Consider the following 26113-nt stretch of genomic DNA (forward strand, 5'->3'; position numbering starts at 1 on the left):
GTTCGCGCTCATGTCGGATGTCAGGCTTCATGTAGACCAGCCGCTGGGACCGGGGCAAGCCGTGGCCCTCAGCCCGGACCAGGCGCATTACCTGGTGGGCGTGATGCGGCTGGGTAAGGGCGCGCCGGTCGTGCTGTTCAACGGGCGCGACGGCGAATGGCGCGCGGTGCTGACCGCGGCAGGGAAACGGGGGGCAACTGCCACCTGCGAGGCCATGACCCGCCCCCTGGTGCTGCCGCCCGACCTGTGGCTTCTGTTCGCGCCGATCAAGAAGGCGCGGACCGATTTCATCGTGGAAAAGGCCGTTGAACTAGGTGTGCGTCGCATCCTGCCGGTGCAGACCCGGCACACCAATTCCGAACGTGTCCGGCAGGACCGCCTGCAGGCCCATGCCGTCGAGGCGGCAGAACAATGCGGCGCGACCTATGTGCCCGAGGTGGCGGATCTGACCACCCTTGACCGGGTGCTGGCCGCGTGGCCGGAAGGACGCCGGCTTTACTGGTGTGACGAGACGGCGGCAGGCCGTCCTGTGCTACTTGCACCGGCGGAAGGCCCCGCCGCTATCCTGATCGGGCCGGAAGGGGGATTTTCTGGCGACGAGGCAGCGAAGCTGCGCGCGCGACCGGACGTGGTGCCCCTGTCGCTTGGCCCGCGCATCCTGCGTGCCGATACCGCTGCCGTGGCCGCCATCACCCTGTGGCAGGCAGCCTGCGGAGACTGGCGGTGAGCTTCATCCGCCCCGAACTGCGTTTGGCGCTGGGACGGTGGCGCGAGGTGATCGCCGCCGGGGCGGTGGTCCTGCTTGGCGGCTGGATCGCCGCGCAGGGTGGCTTCTTCCTGTTGCCGATCGGCGGCGCGATCCTGCTTTTCGGCCTGGGCTGGGCGCTTTACGCTTTTCGCCGCCTGCGCTTTCGGCAATGGGGCGAGGCACCGGGCATCGTGCGCGTGACCGAGGCGCAGATCGCCTACATGGGGCCGCGCGTCGGCGGCTTTGTCGGCCTTCCCGACCTGGCCGAACTGCGGCTGCTGACCCTGCGCGGCCGCCGGGTCTGGAGGCTGCGGCAGGGGGATGGACAGACGCTTTTCATCCCCGTCGAGGCCGAGGGCGCCGAGGCGCTGTTCGATGCTTTCGCGGCCCTGCCCGGCATGGATACGGCGGCCCTTGTGGCGGCCCTGGGGACCACGGCGGCATCGGACGGCAGGAACCTGGCGCTGGATGGTGCCGACCGGCTGATCTGGGCGCGCAGGGGCAGCGGTGTCGTGGTCCACGAGGCAGGCAGGGGATCTTACCCCTCTTGACTTGGCCCTCTGCCCTTGACACCTCTTGGCGCCCGGCACCTTGTGCCGGAGAAGACCCGCCAGCCCGGAGCTTGCACCATGTCCATTCCCCAGTCCGGCGGCGGACCCATCGAAAGCTTCGACCAGCTTGCCGCCTACATGGAGGCCGGCTGCAAGCCGAAGGACCAGTGGCGCATCGGCGCCGAGCATGAGAAGTTCGGCTGGCTTACCGATACCCGCGCGCCACTTCCCTATGCCGGGCCGCGCTCGATTTCGGCGATCTTCGATGGTCTCGTTGCCCGCTATGGCTGGCAGCCGGTACGCGAGGGCGAAAACGTCATCGGCCTGGCCCGGAATGGCGCCAACATCAGCCTCGAACCCGGCGGACAGTTCGAACTTTCGGGGGCACCCTTAGCCTCGACCATCGAGGTTGCCGCTGAATTGCAGACCCATCTGGACGAGGTCCGCTCGATCGCCGAGCCGATGGGCGTGCGCTTCATGGGGATCGGTGCACCGCCCGAGTGGACGCATGATCAGATGCCGGTGATGCCCAAGGGGCGTTACCGGCTGATGACCGACTACATGGGCCGGGTCGGCACCCATGGCACGCAGATGATGTATCGCACGGCAACCGTGCAGGTGAATCTGGACTATGCCTCCGAAGCGGACATGGTGCAGAAACTGCGGGTGGCGCTGGCGCTGCAACCGGTGGCGACGGCGCTGTTCGCTTCCTCTCCCTTCTTCGAGGGCCGGCCCAACGGTCACCGCAGCTGGCGCAGCCGCATCTGGCGGGGGCTGGATGACAGCCGGACGGGGATGCTGCCCTTCGCCTTCGAAGAAGGCATGGGCTTTCAGCGCTATGTGGACTGGGTGCTGGATGTGCCGATGTATTTCGTCTATCGCGACGGGAAATACATCGACGCGCTGGGCCAGTCGTTCCGCGATTTCCTGAAGGGCGAATTGCCCGCGCTGCCGGGGGAAAGACCCACACTTTCCGATTGGGCCGATCACATGACCACGGTCTTCCCCGAAGCCCGGGTCAAGAAGTATATCGAGATGCGCGGGGCCGATTGCGGGGATCAGGCGCACATCGTGGCCTTGCCTGCCTTCTGGGTCGGGCTGATGTATGACCAGACCGCGCTAGATGCCGCCTGGGATCTGGTGAAGAGCTTCGATGCCCAGACGCGCGAGGGGCTGCGGGTCGCTGCCTCGGAGCGGGCTCTGGCGGGCGAGGCCGGTGGCGTCAAACTGATGGACTTGGCCAGCGCCGCCCTGGGGCTTAGCCATGCGGGCCTTGCGGCCCGCGGGCTGGGTGAAGAGGCGCAGCTTGCACCGCTGGTCGAAAGCCTGAAGACAGGAAAGGTGCAGGCCGACCGCTGGCTGGAGCTATACGAGGGCGAGTGGGGCCACAGCCTTGTGCCGCTTTACGAGGCAGCCTCGCTTTAGCCTGGGGGCGCCAGGGGGCACTTATCCCTTCCTTGCGGTCGGTCTTCGCCGGACGCTCGCGGGCGGCCGCACGAAAGCGAAGAGCCGCGGGTCAGGCCCCGGTGTCGGCAGCTTTCTTCCGGCCGATCTTCGGTTCTGTGCCGGCCTTGATCCGCTTCAGGTTCTCTGCATGGCGCAAATAGACCAGGACGGTCAGGAAGAAGACAAGGATCAGCATCCGCCCTTCGTTGAACCAGAACAGCCATAGCGAGGCACTGGCGGCCGAGACCAGCGCGCCGATCGATGAGATGCGCGTGACCAGCGCTGCCACCAGCCAGGTGCCGCAGACGGCAAGGCCCACAGGCCAGGCGAGTGCCAGAAGGATGCCCAGGAAGGTTGCCACTCCCTTGCCGCCCCGGAAGCCCAGCCAGACTGGAAACAGGTGGCCCAGAAAGGCCGCAAGGCCCGCCAGCTGCGCCGCATCCTCGCCAAGGGCGGCGCGTGCGATCACGACGGCGATCCCGCCCTTGGCCGCATCCAGCACCAGCGTCGCCAGCGCAGCGCCCTTGTGCCCCGTGCGCAGCACGTTGGTCGCGCCGATGTTTCCCGAACCGATCTTCCTCAGGTCTCCCAGACCCATTGCCCGCGTGATGACGATGCCGAACGGCACCGAGCCCAGCAGATAGGCAAGCAGCGCAGTCACAAGCAGAAGCGTGAGCGAGGTGGTGATGTCGGGCATGGATCAGTCGTCCGCGGCGAAGACCTGCGTCCCGGCGACCCAGGTTGCCAGCACCTTACCCTCCATCCGGGCGCCGTCAAACGGGGTGTTCTTCGATTTGGACCGCAGCTTGAAGCGGTCCAGCAGGAAGGGCGCGTCGGGATCGAACAGGATCAGGTCGGCCGGCGCGCCGGGGGCCAGGCGTCCCTGCGGCAGACCCAGGCGCCGGGCCGGGTTCAGGGCCATGGCGCGGAAAAGTGCCGGCAGGGTAAGATGTCCGGCGTGGTAAAGCCGCATCGCGGCGGGCAGGAAGGTTTCCAGCGCGACCGCACCGGGGGCGGCTTCCTCGAAGGGCAGGCGTTTCGACTCCTCGTCAGCGGGGGTGTGCATCGAACTGATCACGTCGATCTGCCCCTCGGCCACGGCAGTTACCATTGCCAGCCGGTCCGCTTCCGACCGCAGTGGCGGGGTCAGCTTGAAGAAGGTGCGGTAGTCACCCACGTCGAATTCGTTCAGCGTCAGATGGTGGATCGACGTGCCGGCGGTCACGTTCAGCCCGGCGGCGCGGGCGCGGGCAAGCGCGGGCAGCGATTTCGCCGTTGTGATCTGGTCGGCGTGGTAGGCGACACCCGTCATCTCGACCAGGGCGAGGTCGCGTTCCAGCCCCATGCGTTCGGCCATGGGTGACACGGCGGGAATGCCGCGCAGGCTGGCGAACTTGCCCGAGGTCGCCGATGCGCCTGCCGACAGCGACGGATCCTGCGGGTGCCCCACGACCAGCGCGCCCAGCGATCGCGCATAGGCCATGGCGCGAGTCAGGGCCTTGGCATTGGTCGAGACGCGGAAGACATCGGTGAAGGCGATGGCGCCCGCGTCGCGCAGGAAACCGATCTCCACCATCTCGTGCCCGTCGCGGCCCTTGGTCAGCGCGGCCATGTGGCGGATGCGCACCGGGGCTTCGGCTGCCCGGCGGGTCACGAATTCAAGCGTCTCGGGCGTGTCGATGGCCGGGATCGTGTCGGGACGCGCGATGATCGTGGTCACGCCCCCCGCCGCCGCAGCAAGCCCCGCCGAGCGGAAGCTTTCGCGGTGCCGTTCGCCGGGCTCGCCAATCTTTACCCCCAGATCAACGATGCCGGGGGCAAGGCACTTGCCGGCGCAATCGATGACCGTGGCCCCTTTCGGTGCAGTTCCGTCGCGGGCAAGGATCGCGCCTCCCTTCACGGTCAGGCTGCCGGGTGCGTCGGTTCCGGCCTCGGGGTCGATCAGGCGGGCATGGGCGAAGTGCAGCGTCGTCATGGGTTGGTCACCTTCCGCGGCTCGCGGCCGCACCGATCCGCGCGGCGACCGCTGCGGCATCGGACTGATACTTGATCAGATGCTTGTCGCCCGAAAGCGTCACGACCTGCACCGCGCCAAGAAAGGGGCGGGCCGTCCGGATCTGCTTCAGCGGGATCGCCCGGCCTCCGGGGCCGAGCAGGCGACGGTCCGTCAGGCGCCAGGTCTCGCTCAGGGCTTCCGAGGCCAGATAGGCCGCCCTTGCACCGATCGCGATGGCTGCCCCAAGGGGCCCAGCGACGGGGTAGGGATTGCCCTGCCACATGAGGATCACCCCCGCCGCGGCGCCAAGAACCACCGCCATGACCAGATGTCCCTGCCAGTAGGCGCGCCGGTCGGCCCGGAACTCTGCCACCACGGTCTCGCCGTCCAGCAGGGGTGTGGCATGGCCCATGATGCTGTCGGGTTCGATGCGGGACATGCTCAGGCAATCCAGATGATGAGGGCGGTGAAGAGCGCAAGAAAGACAAGGACGGCCGCAGCCACCATGCCGCCCTGACGCAGTTCCTGCCTTGTCGGCTTGCGGTCGGGATCCGGGGTCACGTCGCGCCCCGTTTCTGCTGGTTGTCGCATCTCTTGCGCCCTTCGCTGCAGGGCGGAAGGGAAACGGACCTCGGAAAGGCGGGCCAACGGGTCACGCCATCATCCCCACGATCTTCCGCCCGCGTTCGGCCCTGAGATTCCGCGCCAGAAGGTCCATGCAGGCCATGCGCACGGCGACACCCATTTCCACCTGGTCCTGGATAACCGACCGGTTGATGTCATCGGCAAGTTCGCCGTCGATTTCCACCCCGCGGTTCATCGGACCGGGGTGCATGACGATGGCATCGGGCGCGGCATGGGACAGTTTTTCCGCGTCAAGCCCGTAGCGGTGGTAGTATTCGCGTTCGGACGGGATGAAGCCGCCGTCCATCCGTTCCTTCTGCAGCCGCAGCATCATCACGACATCGGCGCCCTTCAGGCCTTCGCGCATGTCGTCGAACAGCTCGCAGCCGAAATCCTCGACGCCGGACGGCATCAGGGTTGGCGGCGCGATCAGGCGCAGACGGTTTTCCATCTTTCCCAGCAGGATCAGGTTCGACCGTGCCACCCGCGAATGCGCGATGTCGCCGCAGATCGCCACGGTCAGGCGTTGCAGCCGCCCCTTCGCCCGGCGGATGGTCAGCGCATCCAGAAGTGCCTGGGTGGGATGTTCGTGCCGCCCGTCGCCCGCGTTCAGCACCGCACAATCCACCTTCTGCGCCAGAAGGTTGACAGCCCCGCTTGCCCCGTGACGCACCACCAGAAGGTCCGGGTGCATCGCGTTCAGCGTCATCGCGGTGTCGATCAGCGTCTCGCCCTTCTTCACGCTGGAATTGGCGACCGACATGTTCATCACATCCGCCCCCAGCCGTTTTCCGGCCAGTTCGAAGCTGGATTGCGTGCGGGTCGAGGCTTCGAAGAAGAGGTTGATCTGCGTCATTCCCGCCAGCACGTCGGATTGCTTCACCGTGCGGCGGTTCAGATCGACGTAACGTTCGGCCAGATCGAGGACCGTGGTGATCTCCAGCGGTGAAAGCTGTTCGATCCCCAGAAGGTGGCGGGCGCGGAAGGCCATGGGCAAGTCCCTGCAGATTTGACCCTCTATCGCAAACCGGTGGGGCGGGGGCAAGCGCAAGGCGGCGTGGATCGCTCTGGCACCGGATCGGCCCAGGGCCTAGTCTCGGGCCATGGGAATCGCCGCAGACATCGCCGGGGACTGGCACGCCGCCCTTGCCGCGCTGGCATGGCAGGTCGAGGCCGGTGCCGACGAGGTGATCGGCGACGGCCCGCTGAACCGCTATGAGCTTGCAGCCGAGGGAAGGAAACCTTCCGTCCCTGCGCCCGCAGCACCTGCGTTGCCCGAGTCGGTTGCCGCGGCCGATCCGGTCCAGGTGGCGCAGGCGGCGGCGGCGCGGGCCCGGACACTGGAGGAGTTGCGATCGGCCATCCTGGCCTATGACCATTGCGATCTGAAGAAGGGGGCGCGGAACACGGTCTTTGCCGACGGCAACCCTGCGGCGCGTGTCCTTATCCTGGGCGAGGCGCCGGGCGCGGACGAGGACCGCGAGGGGCGGCCCTTCGTGGGGCGCGCCGGGCAGCTTCTGGACCGGATGTTCGCGGCGATCGGTCTTTCCCGCTCCAGCACCGATCCGCAATCGGCGCTTTACATCACGAATGTCATGCCCTGGCGCCCGCCGGCAAACCGCGACCCCGAACCTGCGGAAATCGCCATGATGCGGCCCTTTGTCGAGCGCCACATAGCCCTGGTCGATCCGGCGGTGATCGTGGTCATGGGCAATACGCCGCTGGATGCGCTGACCGGCAAGCGCGGCATCCTGCGGGCGCGGGGAAACTGGATGCAGGCCCTGGGCAGGCCACTGCTGCCGATGACCCACCCGGCCTATCTGCTACGCAATCCCTCTGCCAAGCGTGAGGCCTGGGCGGATCTTCTGTCCTTGCAGGAAAGGCTTCGCGGGTGATGCTGCCGGTCGAGCCGCTTGTGCTTCTTGCCTTCATCCCCGCCGCGCTGGCGCTGAACCTGACGCCGGGGGCCGATATGATGTTCTGCCTGGGCCAGGGGTTGAAGGCCGGGCGGCGGGCGGCGATGGCGGCGAATTTCGGCATTGCGCTGGGCGGCATGGTGCATGTGACGCTGGCGGCGCTGGGCCTGGGGGCGCTGGTTGCGGCACATCCGGCGGCCTTCGAGGCAATCCGATGGCTGGGGGTCGGCTATCTGGCGTGGCTGGCGGTTGGGGCGCTGCGGGCATCGCCCTTCGCGGGCGAGGTGGCGGTGGTGCACGCCCCGGCCGGGCGGGTGTTCCTTCAGGCGCTGGCGGTCAATCTGCTGAACCCGAAGGTGATCCTTTTCATTCTGGCCTTTCTGCCGCAGTTCGTGAACCCAGCGCGCCCGATGCTGCCGCAGTTCCTGATGCTGGGGGCGGTGTTCAGTCTGGGCGGACTGCTGGTCAACGGCGCGGTGGGCCTGTTTGCCGGGTCCATCGGCCAGCGGCTTGCCCGGTCGGCCGGTCTGGCGCGCTGGCTGTCCCGGATCAGCGCCACCATCTTCGGTGCGCTTGCCCTGCGGCTGGCGCTGATGCCAAGGAGCTAGAGATGAGCCGCATCGACGAAAGCCTGCCCTTCCACCCGGTCCGCATAGCGGTGCTCACGGTCAGCGACACGCGGACGCCCGAGACGGACCGGTCGGGTGATGCCCTGGTCGAACGGCTGACTGCGGCGGGCCACTTTCTGGCAGGCCGCGGCATCGTGGCGGACGACCGCGCGCTGATCGTGGAACGGCTGCGGGCCTGGATCGCGGACCCGCAGGTGGACGTGATCCTGACAACCGGCGGCACGGGGCTGACAGGGCGCGACGTGACAGTAGAGGCCCACCGCGAGGTTTACGAGAAGGAGATCGAGGCCTTCGGCACGGTATTCACCATTGTCAGCATGCAGAAGATCGGGACCAGCGCCGTGCAAAGCCGTGCGACAGGCGGCGTTGCGGGGGGCACCTACCTTTTCGCCCTGCCCGGCAGCCCCGGCGCCTGCCGCGACGCCTGGGACGAGATCCTGGCCTTCCAGCTGGACAGTCGGCACCGGCCCTGCAACTTTGTCGAGATCATGCCCCGGCTCGAGGAGCATCTCCGACGGAAATAGCCGTCTTCTGCGTAACATCTGCGTAGGTTGGACCTTCCGCACTGGCGGTTGGGGTCCGATGCGCTAGTCTTTGCGCGGCAAACACGGGGCAGGCATGCGATTTGTCGGACGAAGCCTTCTAGGTCTTCTGCTGCTGGCGGTGACGCTGGCGCTCTTGGGGCTGGCAGCGATCACGCTTGGCAATGCGGTCCGCCAAAGCCTTGCCCCCGGTGGCCCGGCCCGCCCCGCGCAGGAGCGGGTGGTGGCGGCGAATGTCCTGACCCTTGCCCCGTCTGAGATCGCCCCGAAGCTGGTCGCCTACGGCAGGGTCGAGGCGCGGCGGACGCTCGACATCCGCACCCGGCAGTCGGGAACGGTGGTCTGGGTGGCCGACAGCTTCCGAAACGGCGGCAGCGTGGAGGCGGGCGCACTTCTGGTCCGTCTGGACCCGGTGCCTGCCGAGGAGGCCCTGGCCCTGGCCCGGGCCAACCTGGCCGAGGCCGAGGCGTCGGCGGCCGAGGCCGAGGCGGCGGCAGGGCTTTTGATCGAGGATCTGGCTGCGGCCGAGGCGCAGCTTGCCCTGCGCCGTCAGGCACTGGCACGGCAGGAAGAGATCGCTGCGCGTGGCGCAGGTTCGCCGCAGGCGGTCGAGACGGCAGAGCTGGCCGTGTCGGCGGCCGAACAGGCGGTGCTGTCGCGCAAGCAGGCGCTGGCTTCCGCGCGGGCGCGGGTCGATCAGACAGCTGTTGCCGTGACCCGGGCCCGGATCGCGCTGGGCGAGGCAGAGCGGGCCCTGGCAGAGACCGAGATTCACGCCGGGATCGGCGGCCTGGTGGACGGGGTAGGCCTTGTTCCCGGTGCCGTGGTGACTGCGAACGAGGTGCTGGGCCGGATCATCGACCCTGCGGTGCTCGACGTGGTGGTGCGCCTGTCCACGGCGCAGTTCGCGCTGCTGCTGGATCAGGCGGGCGCTCTGCGGCCGGCGGCCGCCGATGTGCGGCTGGAAGGGGCCCCGGGTCTGGAGGCGCTGACGGGCCGGCTTGACCGCGTGGGCCCGGCCGTTGGCGCAGGTCAGACCGGACGCCTTGTCTATATTGCGCTGGATGCCCTGCCGCGGGGGCGGGAACTGGTGAAGCCCGGGGATTTCGTCTCGGTTGCCATTTCCGAGCCGCCCCTGACCGATGTGGCGCAGGTGCCGGCAACGGCGGTCGGTCGTCAGGGCACGGTGCTGGCACTTGGACCCGAAGACCGCTTGCAGGAGGTCGCCGTCGAGGTGCTGCGGCGCCAGGGCGACGACGTCATCCTGCGGGTCGGGGCGCTGGCGGGCCGCGAGATCGTGGCCGAACGCTCGGCGCTTCTGGGCGAGGGCATCCGCATCCGTCCGATTCGCCCCCAGTCGTCGGATGCGATGGTTCCGCTGACCCCCGAACGCCGGGCCCAGCTGGTCGCCCTTGTCGAGGCCGACACAAGCCTCAGCCCCGAGGGACGCGCGCTTCTGCTGCAACAGTTGCAGGCCCCGGCGGTGCCTTTGCAGGTTGTTGACCGGCTGGAAGGCCGGGCGGACGGATGAGATGGACCTGATCGGCTATTTCACCCGCCACCGCACCATCGCCAACCTGCTTATGGTGCTGATGCTGGTCGCGGGCTTGGCTTCGGCCGTGACGATGCGGGCGCAGTATTTCCCGGACGTGGTGGTGAACGAGGTCAGCGTGACCGTTCCCTGGGACGGTGCAGGTGCCGAGGATGTGGACCGCGCCATCGTTCAGGTTCTGGAGCCCGCGCTGCAGACGCTGGACGGCGTGGCCTCAGTCAGTTCCCGGGCCAGCGAGGGGCGGGCGGTCGTCACGCTGGAGTTCGAGCCGAACTACAGCCTGACCCGCGCCGAGGAAGAGGTGCAATCCGCCGTCGACAGCGTCACGACCTTGCCGGACGGCGCAGACGAACCGATTGTCGCATCGTCAGCCTGGCGCGACCGGGTGACGGATGTGCTGATCTCGGGCCCGGTCGGCGTCGATCAGCTTGCCCGCTTTGCCGACGAATTCACCGCACGGCTTTTCGCGGAGGGCATCACCCGGGCGACGATCTCGGGCCTTGCCGCGGCAGAGATCGTGGTCGAGGTCGCGTCGGCCACGCTCATGCAGCACGATCTGACCATGGCCGACATCGCAGCGGCGATCGGCGCGACCACCGCGCAGACCCCGGCTGGAGAGCTGGGCGAGGCCGCGCGGCTGCGTACGGGAACCGAGCGGCGCAGCGTGGCCGAGATTTCGGCCATCGTGCTGCGTTCGTCTGCCGACGGGGCAACGCTGACCGTCGGAGACGTGGCCTCGGTGCGAAGCAATGCCGCCAATTCGGGGCGTGCGGCCTTCGTGGGCGAGAACCCGGCCATGACGATCCGGGTGGACCGGGCCAGCGATGGCGATGCGATCCGCATGCAGGCCGTCGTTGCCGAGGTCGCCCAGGAGATGCAGCTTGGTCTACCGCCGGGGGTCACGGTGGAACTGGTCCGAACCCGCGCCGAGCAGATCAGCGACCGGTTGCTGCTCTTGATCGACAACGGTCTGACCGGACTGGCGCTGGTACTGATACTTCTGTTTCTGTTCCTGAACGCGCGCATCGCCTTCTGGGTGGCAGCCGGTATCCCGGTGGCGATGATTGCGGCGCTGGCCGGCATGCATGTCATGGGGCTGACGTTGAACATGATCTCGCTGTTCGCGTTGATCATCATGCTGGGTATCGTCATCGATGATGCCATCGTGGTGGGCGAACATGCCGATTTCCGTGTGCGCAGACTGGGCGAGCCACCGGCGATGGCGGCCGAGAATGCCGCCCGCTGGATGGCGGCGCCGGTCATAGCCTCGTCCCTGACCACGATCATCGCCTTCCTTGGCCTTCTGGCCGTGGGCGGCCGCTTCGGCGAGATGATCATGGCGATTCCGATCACGGTCAGCATCGTCCTGATCGCCTCGCTGATCGAGTGCTTCCTGATCCTGCCGAACCACCTGAAGCATTCTCTGACGCACATCGGCCAGGACCGCTGGTATGACTGGCCCTCGCGCCAGGTGAACCGCGGCATGGCGTGGTTCGGGGTCCGGGTCGTGCGCCCTGCGACGCGCCTTGTCATTATGGCGCGCTATCCGGTGCTGGCGGCGGCGCTGCTGGCCCTGGCCGTGCAGGCAGCGCTGTTTCTGCGCGGCGAGGTGCAGTTCCGCTTTTTCGCCCCGCCGGAACAGGCCTCGGTCACCGGATCCTTCGCCATGCTGCCGGGCGCCACGCGCGACGATACGCTGGCGATGATGCGCGAATTGCAGCGCGCGGCGGATGCGGTCACCGCGCGGTTCGAGGCGGAATACGGGATGAACCCGGCAACCTTCGTGCTTGCCGAGGTGGGCGGTGCGATCGGTCGCAGCCTGGCCTCGGCCGAAACGAAGTCGCCTGACCTTCTGGGCTCGATCTCGATGGAGCTGATCAGCCCCGACCTGCGGCCCTATCCGACCTCGACCTTCCTGAATGCGCTTCAGGAGGAGGTTGTGCCGCATCCGCTGCTGGAGGAACTGAGCTTCCGCAACGCCTTCTTCGGCCCCGGCGGTGCCTCGCTGTCGGTTGATCTTTACGGAGGCGAAGCCGAGACGCTGAAGGCGGCGGCCGAGGCGCTAAAGACCGCTCTTGCACCCTACCCAGAGGTTTCAGGGCTTGAGGACACGCTGGCCTACGACAAGGAAGAGCTGATCCTGACCCTGACCCCCCAGGGTGAAAGCCTGGGTCTGGATACCGCCGCGCTTGCCCGCCATCTGCGCAACAGTCTGGGCGGGATCGAGGCTGCAACCTTCCCCGAGGGGCCGCGTCAGGCTTCGATCCGGGTGGAACTGCCCGAAAGCGAACTGACGGCGGATTTCCTGGATCGCAACCTGATCCGCACCGGTCCGGGTGTCTATGTGCCGTTGGCCGATGTGGTCAGCGTCGAACGCCAGGCCGGGTTCTCGACCGTCCGGCGCGAGAACGGCCTGCGCACCGTCACGGTCTCGGGCAGCCTGGCCGAGGACGATCCGGCGCGCGCCACCGAGGTTCAACGCGCGCTGCGCGAGGAAATCCTGCCCCGCATCGCCGAGGACTACGGCCTGACCTGGGAGCTTTCGGGCCAGGCCCGCGACGAGCGCGCGTTTCTTAGCGGTGCGGCGCTCGGGCTGGTGCTGTGCCTTGTGGGCATCTACCTGACCTTGGCCTGGATTTTTGCGCACTGGACGCGGCCCCTGGTGGTGATGTCGGTCATCCCCTTCGGCCTGGTCGGCGCGATCTTCGGCCATTGGGTCTGGGGGATGCCTCTGTCGATGTTCTCGATCGTCGGGCTGATCGGGATGGCCGGGATCATCATCAATGATTCCATCGTGCTGATCAACACCATCGACCAGTATGCCCGGACCCGCACCCTTCGCGCTGCAATCATTGACGGGGTGGCCGACCGCTTCCGCCCGGTTCTGCTGACCACGGCAACAACGGTGCTTGGTCTGATGCCGCTGCTGTACGAACGCAGCTCGCAGGCCGAGTTCCTGAAGCCGACGGTCGTCACGCTGGTCTTCGGGCTGGGCTTCGGGATGATCCTGGTTCTTGTGGTGGTGCCCGCGCTGATGGCGGCGCAGGCCGATATTTCCCGCGCCTTCGCCACCTTGCGCCGGGCGCTGCGGGCGGGTGGCCTTCGTCCCACCTTCGGCGTGGCCGCGGGGGTAATGGGGCTGTTGGCACTGGCCTTGCCGCTATGGGTCGCGCTGACCGGCGCGCTGCCGGGATGGCTGATCGCGCTTGCCCCCGGCCTTGCCCAGATGCCGGCCGGCCCTGTCGCCGTGGGCCTTTTCCTGGCGGCGGCGCTGCTGGTGTGGCTTGTCGCGGCGGGGCTGGCCCTGGCGCAGATGCGTGCGCCGGTTCAGGTCAGGGGGCGGGGCAGCCGCTGATCTCGACAGCCTTGCCGGCGGCAAGGATCGTCACGGTCACGCCGGACCGATCCAGCGCGAAAGGAGCGCCCTGCGGCGGAACCAGTTCCGTGACCGCCACAAGGTCGTGCCCCTGGCGGGTCGTGGTGGCCTCGGCCACCCAGACCTCGGGATCTGCCGTTTCGAAGGCCACCACCTCGGGCACGCCCGGATCGGGCAGGCGCAGCCGTGCCGTGAGGCGCAATCCGTCGGCAATCGGGTCGATGGTGCAGCCGACATGGGTCACGCCTGCCTCACCGGCGGTGGCTGCCCGGTTCGCCAGCGCTGCCGTGATCCCCGGGTCGGGCGCCCCCGGCGCAGTCAGACCGGACTGCAGCGCGAATGTTGCCGGCAGGCAGATCTTGTCGCAGACGCCTAGATCGACCTTGACCGCCAGGCTGACCGGCTGCGCCGGATCGATGGGCGTCACTTCGAGCGGCAGGATCAGCTGCTTGTGGTAGCCGATGGTCTGCATCCCGTTCAGTTCGAACACGCTAGGCGCGGGCCAGTGAATGCGTACCGACCGCACGTTCCGCGAACCCGACCAGTCGAATGCCGGCGGGATGCCTGCATCCCCCGGGCTGCGCCAGTAGGTCTTCCACCCCGGCGCCATGGACAGATCCAGCGCCGCCATGTGCCGTCCGCCCTCCATCTGCCAGCCGGTGCGCAGCCGGGCCGAAAGTACATCCTCCTGCGTCGTGGCAAGGGCGGGGGCGGTGGTCAGCGCCAGGACGAGGGCAAGGCAAAGTCGGGTCATGGCGCGAAGATAAGCGCTGGATCGGGGCATGGAAATCACTTTGCGGCGACAGGGCGTGAGCGTGGTTTCCCTGCATCGGGGGCTTGAGCCCCCGGCCCGCCGGGTCCATGTTGAGAGCATGGGTGAACAAATGGACCTTGCGGGACAGATCCTGATTGCCATGCCGGGCATGGCCGACCCGCGCTTTGATCGCAGCGTGATCCTGATCTGTGCCCATTCGGCAGAGGGGTCGATGGGGCTGATCGTGAACAAGCCCCTGCAAGACCTAACGTTCGCGGGCCTTCTTGAGCATCTGCAGATTCCCATGGCCCCGGATGGCCGTGACATCCGCGTGCACCTGGGCGGTCCGGTCGAGCGCGGGCGGGGGTTCGTCCTGCACACGCCCGACTGGGAGCCGGGCCCTGCGACGCTTTCGGTGCCGGGCGGCTATGGCATGACCGCAACGCTCGATATCCTGCAGGCACTGGCGCAGGGCCGGGGGCCGGGCAAGGCGCTTCTGGCGCTGGGCTATTCCGGCTGGGGACCGGGTCAGCTGGAGGCAGAGATCGCCCGGAACGACTGGCTGACCTGCCCCGCGGCGGAGGGGCTGGTCTTCGCGGCGGATGACGGGGCCAAGTGGTCGGCGGCGCTGCGGGGGATGGGGATTGATCCCTTGACCCTGAGTGCGGCGGCGGGGCGGGCCTGACGGGGGCCGCAAGGAACTCGGTAAGCGGTTGGGAACGCTGGGTTAATCCGGGGGATTTCCGGGAGGTTAACGGTCTGCCATCCCTCTGGCATGTGTCGAGCATCTGTCCCGATGGTTTGCGGGCGGGTGGGGCTGGGGGGCGGGTGGGGCGTTAACCTTGGGAGGCGAATCGCGTCTGATTGGCCGGTGCGGTGCGCTGTAGCGCACCCTACGGCGACTTGCGACGCTTTGCCCGGGATCTGAGGGCTTCTTTCCCGGCTGTTGGCCAAAGCTGATCCAACCAGACGGCAGCCAAGATGAACGCCAGGAAAGCCAAAAAACTGCCACGTGATTGAGTTGTTTCGGAAGGCTAACGATGCCCCAGCAGAGGCCGTGAACCGCAACCTTGCGAACAACTTGCCTGTCACGTTATGTCGCAAGCAGGAGTGAACGGATCGCAGGGCGTGCGACAGCACCCTACGATAGCGATGATGGTGTCGCCCTCACTCCCCATACGGAACCCAGACCGTCTTGACCTCCGTCGCCTGGGACAGGAACGCCCGGCCTTCGCCCTCTGCTCCCGTCCAGTTCCGCGCGCGGCCGTGGTTGACCCAGGTGCGTTTGAGGTTGCCTGCGGCTTCGCGCTCGATGAGGGCGGAGAGGGGGTGGGAGGAGAAGCTCCAGACCGCATCCACGTCAAGATGGCCAGCAAGCGTCCGCGCCAGATCCTCGGCCGGGCCGGTGACGATGTTCACCACCCCGCCCGGCACGTCCGAGGTGTCGAGCACCTGGTAGAAGTCGGTGGCCGACAGGGGGCGTTGGCCGGGGACGAGGACCACCGTGTTTCCCATCGCGATGGCGGGGGCCATGACCGAGACGAGGCCGAGGAGGGGGGCTTCGTCGGGGAGGAGGGCGCCGATCACGCCGACGGGTTCGTTCATCGCAAGGGCAATGCCGCGGATCGGCACCGACTTTGCCGCACCGTCGTATTTGTCGGCCCAGGCGGCATAGGTGAACAGGCGCTGGATGGAGGCATCCACCTCGGCCTCGCCGGGCCGGCCGGTCTGATCGCGCAGGCGGGCGGCGAATTCGGCGTGCCTTGCAGAGAGGTTCTCGGCAATGAAGTAAAGGACCTGGGCGCGGTTGTAGGCCGTTGTCTTCGCCCAGCCTTTGGCGGCGTGGGCGGCCTCGACCGCGTTCCTGATGTCCTTGCGGTTGCCGATGCCGACGTGGCCAAGGAGTTTGCCCCTGGGGCCGTAGACGGGCTGCGAGTAGCCGGAGTCGGGGCGGGCCTGTTTGCCGCCGATGTAGAGTTTCGCCGTGCGGTCGAGCGGATCGACCACGGGTTCCGCCGGTGCAGGAATTGGGGCGGCAGGCTTCAACGCGGCGGGTTTCCGGGCGGGTTTCAGATAGGCCATCAGCCCCTCCCACCCGCCTTCCCGGCCGAAGCCCGACTCGCGCACCCCGCCGAAACCTGCGGCCGCGTCGAAGAGGTTGGTGGCGTTGATCCAGACGACCCCGGCTTTCAGTTTGGGGGCCACGTCGAGGGCGAGATTGATGTTTTCCGTCCACACGGTGGCGGCGAGGCCGTAGCGGGTGTTGTTGGCCAGCGCCACGGCTTCCTCGGGCGTGCGGAAGGTCATCGAGACGAGGACGGGGCCGAAGATTTCCTCCTGCATCAGCGGCGAGGCGGTGCCGAGGCCGGTGATGAGGGTCGGCGGATAGAAGCAGCCCTGCGCAGGCAGGGGCGTGGCGGCGACGTAGTGCTCGCCCTCGGGGTTGTCGCGCACGAGGCGGGTGATGGTGTCGAGCTGGACCGGATCGACCACCGCGCCGATGTCGATGCACTTGTCGAGGGGATCGCCGATGCGCAGCCCGTCCATGCGGCGTTTGAGCTTGTCGTGGAAGCGGGGGGCGATGCCTTCCTGGACGAGGAGGCGGGAGCCGGCGCAGCAGACCTGGCCCTGGTTGAACCAGATGGCGTCCACGAGGCCCTCGACGGCCGAGTCGAGGTCGGCGTCGTCGAAGACGATATAGGGGGATTTGCCGCCGAGTTCCAAGGTGAGGGCCTTGCCGGTGCCGGCAGTGGCCTCGCGGATGCGTTTGCCGACCGAGGTGGAGCCGGTGAAGGCGATCTTGTCGACTTCGGCGTCGACGAGGGCGGCCCCGGTGCTGCCGTCGCCGGTGACGATGTTGAGGACGCCCCTGGGCAGGCCCGCCTCGCGGGAGATGTCGGCGAAGAGGAGGGCGGTGAGGGGGGTGTATTCGGCGGGCTTTAGGACGATGGTGTTCCCGGCGGCGAGCGCGGGGGCGACCTTCCAGGCGAGCATCAGGAGGGGGAAGTTCCAGGGGATCACGGCGCCGCAGACGCCGAGGGGGCGCATATCGGGGTGTTCGGAGGGGAGGAGCTGGGCAAGGCCCGCGTGGTAGGAGAAATGGCGGGCGACGAGGGGGATGTCGATGTCACGGCTCTCGCGGATCGGCTTGCCGTTGTCGAGGGTTTCGAGCGTGGCGAAGAGGCGGGAGTGTTTTTGGACGAGGCGGGCGAGGGCATAGAGGTATTCCGCGCGGCGGAAGGCGGGGAGGGCGGCCCATTTCGGTTGCGCCCGGCGGGCGGCTTTTACCGCGTTTGCCACGTCCTCGGCGGTGCCTTGGGTGATCTGGGCGAGGGGTTTGCCGGTGGCGGGGTTCGAGGTGGTGAAGGTCTCGCCTGGCGCGGTGAAGGCGCCGTCGATGTAATGGCCGAACCGGTCCTCGTGGCGGGCGATCCAGGCCAGCGCCTCGGCGGCGGACTCGGGGGCGGGGCCGTAGGCCATGCTGTCGAAGATTTCCTTGATGGTCATGGGGTCCTCAGGATGGCTGGCAGCGCGCCCCCCACCCCACCCCTCCCCCACGTTGTGGGGAGGGAGGCGCGAGGTGTCGGGCGGCGTGCGGGGTGGGCATGTCAGCCCATCGCGTGGCGGTTGGCGGCGGAGTAGTGGCCGGTGAGGTGGTGTTCGAGCTGGCGCTCGATGTCGCCCAGAAGGCTGGAGGCCCCGAAGCGGAAGAGGTCGGGTTGCAGCCAGGGATGGCCGAGTTCGTCCTTCATCAGCGTGAGATAGACCAGCGCGTCCTTGGCCTTGGCGATCCCGCCCGCCGGCTTGTAGCCGACCTTGTAGCCGGTCCGCGCCTCGTAGTCGCGGATGGCCCGGATCATGGTCAGCGAGACGGGCAGGGTGGCGTTGACGGCCTCTTTCCCGGTCGAGGTCTTGATGAAATCGGCCCCGCCCATCATGCAGACGAGGCTCGCGCGGGCGACGTTGCGCAGCGTGCCGAGCTCTCCGGTGGCGAGGATGGCCTTGACATGGGCATCGCCGCAGGCCTCGCGCATGTCGCGCATCTCGTCGTAAAGCGCCTGCCAGTTCTGGGTCAGGACGTGCCGGCGTGAAATGACGATGTCGATTTCCCTCGCGCCCGCCTTCACGCTATCGCCGATCTCGGCGATGCGCAAGCGGTAGGGCGAGAGGCCCGCCGGAAAGCCGGTCGAGACGGCGGCGACGGGGATGTTGGTGCCTTCCAGCGCCCGGACGGCGGTTTCCACCATCTCGTGATAGACGCATACCGCGCCGACCGTCAGGCCGGGCATACCGAGTTTATCGAGCATCCAGGGCGCGACCGGCTGGCGGGCCTTGGCGCACAGACGCTGGACGCGGCCCGGCGTGTCGTCGCCGGACAGGGTGGTGAGGTCGATCAGGCTGATCGCCTTCAGAAGCCAGGCCGCCTGATACTCCTTCTTGACCGACCGCCGGCCGGGCAGCGTGGCGGCGCGGCGCTCGATGGCCGAGGTGTTGGCCTGGACCGAGGCCACCCAGTCGAGATCGAGCGCCATGCCCGGATTGCGGGGATGGGTCACCTGGGGCAGGAGGCCGGTCGCCGTGGTGGAGAGGGTTGTCATCGTCTCTGGATCCATCGCAGTGCCCGCGGTGCCCCCCCCCACCCCATCCCTCCCCCACGGAGGGGGGAGGGAGGCGCGAGGCGGTGCACGCGGTCCTGTGCGGACGATGACATGCGAAACCCTTGAGTGGCAAGGGCCGGGCTGGCTGATTTCTGACCGGATGGTCAAAAAATCAGGGGTCGGGCCGTTCCTGGCCCAGGGTGGCCCAGGGCTGGCCGGTGCCGCTGTCGGGGATGTCGGGGTCCGCCTCGCCGCGCAGGATCAGGGTCTTGGCGAGAAACAGGGCCGAGATCGGCGCGGTCAGCAGGAGGAACAGGGTGATGAGCCATTCCTGGATGCTGATGGTGCCGCCCTGCGGCAGGTCGCCGATCGAGGAGGCAAGGAGCGCCGCCCCCACGCCGATCGTCGTGGCCTTGGTCGGCGCATGCAGGCGCTGCATCGGGCGGGGCAGGCGGATCAGGCCCCAGGAGCCGACCAGCGCGAAGAAGCCGCCGCCGACGAGGCCCGCGGCGACGATCAGTTCGACGGCGGTTTGTAGAAGAGGGGTCATTCGATGATGCTCCCCCGCAGGAGGAACTTGCAGTAGGCGACGGTGCCGAGGAAGCCGGTCAGCGCCAGGAGAACTGAGACTTCCAGATAAAGCCCGGTCCCGGCGCGGATCCCGTAGAGGACCACGAGGGCGAGGGCGTTGATCGCCATGGTGTCCAGCGTCACGATCCGGTCGGTCAGGGTGGGCGCGGTGAAGAGCCGCCAGATGTTCAGCACGAAGGCCAGCGCGATGCAGGCGAACATGAAGGTCAGGGCGTAACCGAGGATCATTCGAAAATCCTTTTCAGGCGGGCCTCGTAGCGGGACTTGATCTGGTCGCGGACGGAGTCGGGGTCGGGGGCGTGCAGCGCGTGGACCAGAAGCGCGCGGCCGCAGGCCGACATGTCCGAGGACAGCGTGCCGGGGGTCATGGTGATGGTGCCGGCAAGAAGGCTGATTGCCTCGGGCGATTTCAGGTCGAGCGGCACGGTCAGCCAGCGCGACTGCACCTTGTCGCGCGGTATGAAGAGGATGACATAGGCGACCTGAAAATTGGCAACGATGATGTCCCAGAAGACCAGAGCGGTATAGCCCAGCAGTCGCAAAGGATGCCGGACCCGTGCACGGTCAGGCCACCAGGCCGAGGTCATCAGCGGCAGGATCGTGGCCAGGATGATCGCCATCACCAGACTTCCCAGCTTCCACTGGTTCACCAGCATGAACCACAGTGCAATCAGCGTGAGCGACAGGTAGGGGTGCGGGAACAGGCGTTTCAGCATGGCTTAACCCCCTTGGCCCAGCCGCGCAGCGGCGATGTAGCCTTGCGGCGCATAGAGGTTGCCGGTCGTTTCGTCGAGCCAACCGGTGACGGGCCCGGCAAGCACGGTCAGCGCGGCCAGGCCCACCAGCAGCGTGATCGTGGCGGTGTAGGCCAGGCCTTCGGCGCGCGGCTCTTCCGGCTGTGCCTCAAGCGCGCTCGCCTTCCAGAAGAGGGTGGAGCCTGCGCGGGCATAGCCCAGGATCATCAGGAACGAGGAGACCAGCACCACTGTCCAGACCAGCGCCTCTTGTCCGCGGAAGGCGTCCAGGATCAGCAGCTTGCCGAGAAAGCCCGAAAGCGGCGGCATCCCGGCCATGGCAATCGCGGCGGCCATGAAAAGCGCCGAAATCAGGCCGGATTGCGCGATGGGGGGCGCGGTCTCGTTCAGCCGGGCATGAGTGCGTCGGCGGGTCACGAGGTCGGCTACCAGGAACATCGCTGCGGTCGCAAGCGTGGAATGCAGGATGTAGTAAAGCGCCGCGCTGGTCGTGGCCGGGGTGAAGGCACCGATGGCGGTGAAGGCTGTGCCCATCGAGGCGATGCCGCCGAAGGCCACGAGGCGCGGCAGCGTGGTTGCACCGAGAACCCCCACGGCGCCGACCACAAGGGTGACAAGGCCCGCCGGCAGGATCAGAGCGTGCAGCAGCATCCCGGTCGCGGGCAGGTCAGGCGGAAAGACCATCGCGCCGAAGCGCAGCGTGGCATAGGCGCCGACCTTGGTCATCACCGCGAACATGGCGGCGACGACCCCGGGCGCATTGGCATAGGTGCCTGGCAGCCAGAACTGCAAGGGCACCAGCGCGCCCTTGATCGCGAAGACGAGGATCAGAAGGACCGCCGTCACCCGCAGCAGGGCCGCGTCGCCTTCGGGCAGGCTGGGCAGCTTGGCAGCCAGGTCGGCGATGTTCAGCGTGCCTGTGACGCTGTAGGTCAGGGCCAGCGCAAACAGGAACAGCGACGAGCCGATAAGGTTGAAGGCGACATACTGGATGCCGGCCCGGGTGCGTTCGGACCCGCCGCCGTGGATCATCAGCCCGTAGGAGGCAATGAGCAGGATCTCGAAGAAGACGAACAGGTTGAAGGCGTCGCCGGTCAGAAAGGCCCCGCCGATCCCCATCAGGAGGAACTGCAGGAGCGGATGGAAATGCGCGCCCTTCGCGTCCCAGCCCGAGCCGATGGCGTAAAGCACCACCGGCAGGGCCAGCGCGGCCAGCAGCGTCACCATCATCGCGGAAAGCCTGTCAAGCACCAGCACGATCCCGAAGGGCGCGGGCCAGTCGCCCAGGAAATAGACCTGCGGCCCGTGGGTCGAGGCCGACCAGAGAAGCGCCAGCGCGATGGCGTTCAGAAGCACGATCGAGGTCACGCCCGCGACGCGCTTGAGCAGCAGGTCGTTGCGCATGGCTACGACCATCAGGCCGGCGATGAATGCGGGCAGGACGACTGGGGCGATGATCCAGTGACCCATCATGCCCGATCCTCCGCCGCTTCGTCGTTGCCTTCCGCCATGTTCACACGGTCATGGCCGGATTCGAGAAAACCGCCGATGGCCATGATCATGATGACGGCCGTCATCCCGAACGAGATGACGATGGCGGTCAGCACCAGCGCCTGCGGCAGGGGATCGGCATAGGTTTCGCCTGTGCCGATGATCGGTGCCCGGTTCTGCGTCAGCCGACCCGAGGTGAACAGGAAGATGTTCACCGCATAGCTCAGCATGGTCAGGCCCAGGATCACCGGAAAGGTGCGCAGGCGCAGCGTCAGGTACAGACCGACAGCCGTCAGCACTCCGATGGCGATTGCGACAAGGGCTTCCATCAGCGGGCCTCCCCGGGGTTTTCGATGTCATAGGCACGGGTGTTCACCACCTCGCCCGCGCGCAACGCCAGCCGCGACAGCGAAGCCAGCGCCAGCAGAACCGCACCCAGGACGCAGAGGAACACGCCAAGGTCGAAGATCGCTGCTGTGGCCAGTTCGAATTCCTCCAGCGGCCAGAGGTGGACATACTCGAAGCCCGAGGTCAGGAAGGGCAGTCCGAAAAGCCATGCCCCTGCACCCGAGAGCGTTGCGATCAGCACGCCCCAGCCGATCAGCACATGGTGATCGTAACGCTGGCGCGCATGGCTCCAGCCATAGCCCGACGCCATGTACTGCATCAGATAAGCGATGGCGAAGACAAGGCCCGAGACAAAACCGCCGCCTGGCATGTTGTGGCCACGCAGGTAGATGTAGACGCCGACCATCATCGCCATGGGCAGCAGGAGGCGGGTCGAGACGACCAGCATCATCGGATGGCGGTCGCCGGCCTCTCGTTCGGGGCGCATCAGGCCCAGGCGCCGGGTGACGGCTGGGCTGCGCAGCAGGTTTTCCGACAGCGCATAGATTGCCAGCGCCGCAATGCCCAGCACGATGATCTCTCCGAAGGTATCGTAGCCGCGGAAGTCCACGAGGATGGTGTTGACCACGTTGGTGCCGCCCGCGCCAGGTTTCGACTGGGCCAGATGGAAATGCGAGATCGGCTCGAACGCGGCGGTGCGTGTCATCATTTCCCAGGCAAGCCAGCCGATGCCGGTGCCCGCGATGCCCGCGATGCCGGCATCGAACAGACGCCGGGACGCTGGGCTTTCGACGGGCGTGGTCTTTGGCAGGAAGTTCAGTGCGAGCAGCATCAGAAGGATCGTCACCACCTCGACCGACAGCTGGGTCAGCGCCAGGTCCGGGGCCGACATCAGCACGAAGAACGGTGCGATCAGCAGACCCACGACCCCGACCAGGATCAGGGCCACCACCCGCTCGCGGTGCAGGAAGGGCACGGCGACGGCCGCCAGCAGCATCACGGCCCAGATCACTGCGACCAGTGGCGGAACGGGCATCAGATCGCGCGATCCGGGCAGGTGCATCCCGCCCGAGAACGCCAAGGCCGCAGCCCCGGCGATGGCCAGGACCGCAACGGCGATGGCGCGGGAGAGAGAACTGTTGTGCAGCGCATCGTTGCTTGCACGGGCGGTCGCGGCGAGTGACCCGATGATGCCGTCGAAGATGTGCTTCGCCTCGGGGCGGGGGGCGGCGTCCCAGATCGCCCGAAGTCGAGGATAGGCTCCAAGCATGGCAAGGCCACCACCGACGGCCGCGATCGACATCCACAATGCCACGGCTTCCAGCCCATGCCAGTGATAGATCTTCACTGCGACAGCCTCGCCGGTGACGGCAGAGGCAGCCGCGTTCACAAGCCAGGCGACCGAGGCCATGGGAAAGAGGCCGATGACGACGACCAGCAGGGCCAGGGCAGCAGGCGCGCCCCAGAGGGCGGGGCCGGGGTCGTGGGGCTTGTGCGGATAGTCGCTGCGCACCGGGCCAAGGAAGCCGTGGGCGAGGAAGCGGAAGGAATAGGCGACCGAGAACAGTGCGCCGATCGTGGCCAGGACGCCCATCGCCCAGGGGGTGATCCAGGTGGTGTGGGCGGCTTCCTCAAGCATCAGTTCCTTGGACAGGAAACCGTTTAGCGGCGGGATGCCGGCCATGGAGAGGCTCGCCAGCAGGGCGATGCCGAAGGTGATCGGCATCAGCGTGCGCAAGCCTCCGAGGCGCTTCAGGTCGCGGGTATGCGCCTCGTGATCCACGATCCCGGCCGTCATGAAGAGCGCGGCCTTGAAGGTGGCGTGATTGATGATGTGGAAGACGGCGACGGTCGCTGCGGCCTTCGTCCCGAAGCCGAGGAGCATGGTGATGAGGCCGAGGTGACTGACGGTCGAGAAGGCGAGAAGCGCCTTCAGGTCGTCCTTGAAGAAGGCGATCTTGGCGGCCATGACCATGGTGACAAGGCCCGCCGTCGAGACGATCCAGAACCATTCCGGCGTGCCGGCCAGCACCGGCCACATCCGCGCCATCAGGAACAGCCCCGCCTTCACCATGGTCGCCGAATGCAGATAGGCCGAGACCGGGGTCGGCGCGGCCATGGCATGGGGCAGCCAGAAGTGGAAGGGGAACTGCGCCGACTTGGTGAAGGCACCGAGAAGGATCAGGATCAGCGCGGGCAGATACCAGTCCGAGGCTTGGATCGCGTCCTTGTGCTGGAGGATCACCGTCAGATCATAGCTGCCCGCGATATTGCCGAGGATCAGCATGCCGGCGATCATGGCGAGGCCCCCGCCGCCGGTGACGGCCAGCGCCATCCGCGCACCCTGGCGGCCCTCGGGCAGGTGCTTCCAGTAGCCGATCAGCAGGAAGGAGGAGAGCGAGGTCAGCTCCCAGAAGATCAGCAGCAGCAGGATGTTGTCCGAGAGGACGATCCCCACCATCGCGCCCTGGAAGAGCATGAGATAGGTGTAGAATTGCCCCATCGGGTCGGACTTCGCCAGGTAGAAGCGGGCGTAGAGGATGATGAGAAGGCCGATCCCGAGGATCAGCCCGGCGAAAAGAAGGCCCAGCCCGTCCAGGAAGAATGTCGCGTTCAGGCCCAGTGCGGGCAGCCATTCGATGCGGGTCTGCACAACTTCGCCCGACAGGACGGCCGGGGCATGCAGGCCCAGCAGGACAAGCGCAAGCAGCGTGACCGATCCGGTCATGGCGGCGCAGGCGTCGCGGCCCGCGCGGATCATCAGGCCGGGCAGCAGCGCGCCCAGGAAGGGCAGGGCTGCGATCAGGGCTAGGGACATGCGGGGGCGTTCCTCGTCGTGGCTTGGCGTTCTGGTGCGCTGGTTGCGTCGCGGCGGGTTTCGGGCGATGTGGGCCTTTCGTCAAGGGTTTCAAGGCCTGAGGCCCCGGATTCGGTGGTTTTTCCGAAAGGGATGCCGTCCTTGGGGCATCGAGCCACTGCGGACAGCGCTGCCGCGTCCCGGCTTGGCATGGCGGGCGCGGGCGACGGGCGTGTTCGCCTCCGGCGGGAGTATTGGGCAAGAAGCAAGTCCATTGGGACTTGCTTGACCCCGAATCGGGCAGGATCGACGCGCGGTACAGGGAGGAGTCCCGATGACCGCAAGGAGCAAGTCGCGCCCCGCCCGGCGTGGGACACCATGCCCTGAAGATCGCCGTCTCGTCGAGTGGGGCGCGCAACCTGGCCCCCTGACTTGCTGCTTGCCCAATACTCCCGCCGTAGGCGTCCTGCGGTCGGGCCCGGAACGGCGGCTGCACAGGGGATCGGGCAACCGACGGACTCAGGGACAAGCGGTCCTTGCGCGCTCAGGTGGCCGCAAAGGCCTGCGGCGACAGCCGCGCAATTTGGCCGCCGCCTGTGAAGTGGCGCCTGCCGGGGTCAGGCGGCCTCGGTCACGCCTTCGGGCAGTTTTGCCCCGGTCATGAAGGCCACCGCATCCGACATCGTGTAATCCGATGGCCTGATGACGCAGAGCCTGCGGCCGAGGCGGTGGATGTGGATCCGGTCGGCGACCTCGAACACATGGGGCATGTTGTGGCTGATCAGGATGATCGGAATGCCGCGCGCGCGAACGTCGCGGATCAGGTCCAGCACCCGGCGGCTTTCCTTCACCCCCAGCGCTGCGGTCGGTTCGTCGAGGATCACCACCTTGGAGCCGAAGGCGGCGGCGCGGGCTACCGCCACCCCCTGGCGCTGCCCGCCCGACAGCGTCTCGACCGCCTGGTTGATGTTCTGGATCGTCATCAGTCCGAGTTCGTTCAGCTTCTGGCGCGCGAAGGCCTGCATCTTCGGCTTGTCGAGCTGGCGGAAGACCTTGCCCATGAACCCTGGCTTGCGGATCTCGCGCCCCATGAACATGTTGTCGGCGATCGAAAGCGCGGGTGACATCGCCAGCGTCTGGTAGACCGTTTCGATCCCCGCCTGCCGCGCCTCGATCGGGGTGCGGAAATGGACGGGCTGACCTTCGAGGCGGATTTCGCCTTCGTCCGGGATCACGGCGCCCGAGATCGCCTTGATCAGCGTCGATTTCCCTGCGCCGTTGTCGCCGATCACGGCGAGGATCTCGCCCGGCATCAGGTCGAAGTCGCAGTGGTCCAGCGCGGTAACCTTGCCGTAGCGCTTGACCAGGCCGCGTGCGGTCAGGATGGGTTCCATGGCTT

At 67.4% G+C, this 26113-nt stretch carries 24 protein-coding genes; 9 read left to right on the forward strand and 15 right to left on the reverse strand.

Annotated features, from left to right (window positions below):
* The first annotated feature begins 10 nt into the window (after positions 1 to 10).
* The 3 genes from EYB42_RS09305 to EYB42_RS09315 all read left to right on the forward strand — a co-directional run bounded on the left by EYB42_RS09305 (position 11) and on the right by EYB42_RS09315 (position 2724).
* The gene (locus EYB42_RS09305; RefSeq protein WP_135449825.1) at positions 11 to 727 is read left to right on the forward strand and encodes a 16S rRNA (uracil(1498)-N(3))-methyltransferase; all 717 of its coding nucleotides are present in this window, start codon (positions 11 to 13) and stop codon (positions 725 to 727) included.
* Positions 724 to 1299: a hypothetical protein gene (locus EYB42_RS09310; protein ID WP_135449826.1), complete on the forward strand. Its 576-nt coding sequence runs from the start codon at positions 724 to 726 to the stop codon at positions 1297 to 1299. The genes EYB42_RS09305 and EYB42_RS09310 overlap by 4 nt, the downstream gene beginning before the upstream one ends.
* A 78-nt stretch (positions 1300 to 1377) precedes the next feature.
* Positions 1378 to 2724, forward strand: a complete 1347-nt coding sequence (locus tag EYB42_RS09315; RefSeq protein WP_135449827.1) for a glutamate--cysteine ligase — start codon at positions 1378 to 1380, stop codon at positions 2722 to 2724.
* Positions 2725 to 2815: 91 nt separating this feature from the next.
* Here EYB42_RS09315 and plsY read toward each other — a convergent pair whose 3' ends face one another.
* The 5 genes from plsY to EYB42_RS09335 form a co-directional block, all read right to left on the reverse strand.
* Entirely contained in the window at positions 2816 to 3442 is a 627-nt protein-coding gene (gene plsY / locus EYB42_RS09320) for a glycerol-3-phosphate 1-O-acyltransferase PlsY (RefSeq protein ID WP_135449828.1), read from the reverse strand.
* A 3-nt stretch (positions 3443 to 3445) separates the two neighbouring features.
* On the reverse strand, positions 3446 to 4720 hold the full coding sequence (pyrC, locus tag EYB42_RS09325; protein WP_135449829.1) for a dihydroorotase: 1275 nt from the start codon (positions 4718 to 4720) through the stop codon (positions 3446 to 3448).
* A 7-nt stretch (positions 4721 to 4727) separates the two neighbouring features.
* Positions 4728 to 5180, reverse strand: coding sequence for a DUF4115 domain-containing protein (locus EYB42_RS09330; protein ID WP_240784054.1), 453 nt, complete (start codon positions 5178 to 5180; stop codon positions 4728 to 4730).
* A gap of 2 nt (positions 5181 to 5182) precedes the next feature.
* A complete protein-coding gene (locus EYB42_RS17345) occupies positions 5183 to 5332 on the reverse strand; it encodes a preprotein translocase subunit SecE (RefSeq protein ID WP_167850972.1) in 150 nt (49 codons plus the stop codon).
* A 61-nt stretch (positions 5333 to 5393) separates the two neighbouring features.
* Complete coding sequence (locus EYB42_RS09335) at positions 5394 to 6356, reverse strand: aspartate carbamoyltransferase catalytic subunit (RefSeq protein WP_135449830.1); 963 nt, start codon at positions 6354 to 6356, stop codon at positions 5394 to 5396.
* A gap of 112 nt (positions 6357 to 6468) precedes the next feature.
* Between EYB42_RS09335 and EYB42_RS09340 the strand changes: the two genes are divergently transcribed.
* The 5 genes from EYB42_RS09340 to EYB42_RS09360 all read left to right on the forward strand — a co-directional run bounded on the left by EYB42_RS09340 (position 6469) and on the right by EYB42_RS09360 (position 13359).
* Complete coding sequence (locus EYB42_RS09340) at positions 6469 to 7260, forward strand: uracil-DNA glycosylase (protein ID WP_240784055.1); 792 nt, start codon at positions 6469 to 6471, stop codon at positions 7258 to 7260.
* The gene (locus tag EYB42_RS09345) at positions 7260 to 7889 is read left to right on the forward strand and encodes a LysE family translocator (protein WP_135449831.1); all 630 of its coding nucleotides are present in this window, start codon (positions 7260 to 7262) and stop codon (positions 7887 to 7889) included. The genes EYB42_RS09340 and EYB42_RS09345 overlap by 1 nt, the downstream gene beginning before the upstream one ends.
* Positions 7890 to 7891: 2 nt before the next feature.
* Positions 7892 to 8434: a molybdenum cofactor biosynthesis protein B gene (gene moaB, locus EYB42_RS09350; protein ID WP_135449832.1), complete on the forward strand. Its 543-nt coding sequence runs from the start codon at positions 7892 to 7894 to the stop codon at positions 8432 to 8434.
* A 94-nt stretch (positions 8435 to 8528) separates the two neighbouring features.
* Positions 8529 to 9983 (forward strand): efflux RND transporter periplasmic adaptor subunit, encoded by a 1455-nt coding sequence (locus EYB42_RS09355; RefSeq protein ID WP_135449833.1) that lies wholly within the window; start codon positions 8529 to 8531, stop codon positions 9981 to 9983.
* A gap of 1 nt (position 9984) precedes the next feature.
* Positions 9985 to 13359, forward strand: coding sequence for an efflux RND transporter permease subunit (locus tag EYB42_RS09360; RefSeq protein ID WP_135449876.1), 3375 nt, complete (start codon positions 9985 to 9987; stop codon positions 13357 to 13359).
* Here EYB42_RS09360 and EYB42_RS09365 read toward each other — a convergent pair.
* The gene (locus EYB42_RS09365; protein WP_240784056.1) at positions 13337 to 14164 is read right to left on the reverse strand and encodes a protein-disulfide reductase DsbD domain-containing protein; all 828 of its coding nucleotides are present in this window, start codon (positions 14162 to 14164) and stop codon (positions 13337 to 13339) included. The genes EYB42_RS09360 and EYB42_RS09365 overlap by 23 nt on opposite strands.
* 100 nt (positions 14165 to 14264) lie before the next feature.
* Between EYB42_RS09365 and EYB42_RS09370 the strand changes: the two genes are divergently transcribed.
* The gene (locus EYB42_RS09370; protein ID WP_135449877.1) at positions 14265 to 14819 is read left to right on the forward strand and encodes a YqgE/AlgH family protein; all 555 of its coding nucleotides are present in this window, start codon (positions 14265 to 14267) and stop codon (positions 14817 to 14819) included.
* 482 nt (positions 14820 to 15301) lie between these two features.
* On the opposite strand, the gene EYB42_RS09375 is transcribed toward EYB42_RS09370, so the two are convergent.
* The 9 genes from EYB42_RS09375 to EYB42_RS09415 form a co-directional block, all read right to left on the reverse strand.
* Entirely contained in the window at positions 15302 to 17641 is a 2340-nt protein-coding gene (locus tag EYB42_RS09375; RefSeq protein ID WP_135449835.1) for an aldehyde dehydrogenase family protein, read from the reverse strand.
* Between the two features lie 101 nt (positions 17642 to 17742).
* Complete coding sequence (gene deoC, locus EYB42_RS09380; RefSeq protein WP_135449836.1) at positions 17743 to 18732, reverse strand: deoxyribose-phosphate aldolase; 990 nt, start codon at positions 18730 to 18732, stop codon at positions 17743 to 17745.
* 172 nt (positions 18733 to 18904) lie between these two features.
* The gene (locus EYB42_RS09385) at positions 18905 to 19282 is read right to left on the reverse strand and encodes a cation:proton antiporter (protein ID WP_135449837.1); all 378 of its coding nucleotides are present in this window, start codon (positions 19280 to 19282) and stop codon (positions 18905 to 18907) included.
* Complete coding sequence (locus EYB42_RS09390) at positions 19279 to 19551, reverse strand: K+/H+ antiporter subunit F (protein WP_200833899.1); 273 nt, start codon at positions 19549 to 19551, stop codon at positions 19279 to 19281. Before EYB42_RS09390 ends, EYB42_RS09385 begins: the two co-directional genes overlap by 4 nt.
* Positions 19548 to 20039: a Na+/H+ antiporter subunit E gene (locus EYB42_RS09395; RefSeq protein WP_135449838.1), complete on the reverse strand. Its 492-nt coding sequence runs from the start codon at positions 20037 to 20039 to the stop codon at positions 19548 to 19550. Before EYB42_RS09395 ends, EYB42_RS09390 begins: the two co-directional genes overlap by 4 nt.
* 3 nt (positions 20040 to 20042) lie before the next feature.
* Positions 20043 to 21548 carry a monovalent cation/H+ antiporter subunit D gene (locus EYB42_RS09400; RefSeq protein ID WP_135449879.1) on the reverse strand — a complete coding sequence of 502 codons (1506 nt, stop codon included), beginning with the start codon at positions 21546 to 21548 and terminating at the stop codon, positions 20043 to 20045.
* Positions 21548 to 21898, reverse strand: coding sequence for a Na+/H+ antiporter subunit C (locus tag EYB42_RS09405; RefSeq protein WP_135449839.1), 351 nt, complete (start codon positions 21896 to 21898; stop codon positions 21548 to 21550). The genes EYB42_RS09400 and EYB42_RS09405 overlap by 1 nt, the downstream gene beginning before the upstream one ends.
* Entirely contained in the window at positions 21898 to 24735 is a 2838-nt protein-coding gene (locus EYB42_RS09410) for a monovalent cation/H+ antiporter subunit A (RefSeq protein ID WP_135449840.1), read from the reverse strand. Before EYB42_RS09410 ends, EYB42_RS09405 begins: the two co-directional genes overlap by 1 nt.
* 596 nt (positions 24736 to 25331) lie before the next feature.
* The gene (locus tag EYB42_RS09415; protein ID WP_135449841.1) at positions 25332 to 26108 is read right to left on the reverse strand and encodes an ATP-binding cassette domain-containing protein; all 777 of its coding nucleotides are present in this window, start codon (positions 26106 to 26108) and stop codon (positions 25332 to 25334) included.
* Positions 26109 to 26113 lie beyond the last annotated feature (5 nt).

Origin of the sequence: Tabrizicola caldifontis (genome assembly GCF_004762095.1) — a bacterium.
Lineage (GTDB): Bacteria > Pseudomonadota > Alphaproteobacteria > Rhodobacterales > Rhodobacteraceae > Tabrizicola > Tabrizicola caldifontis.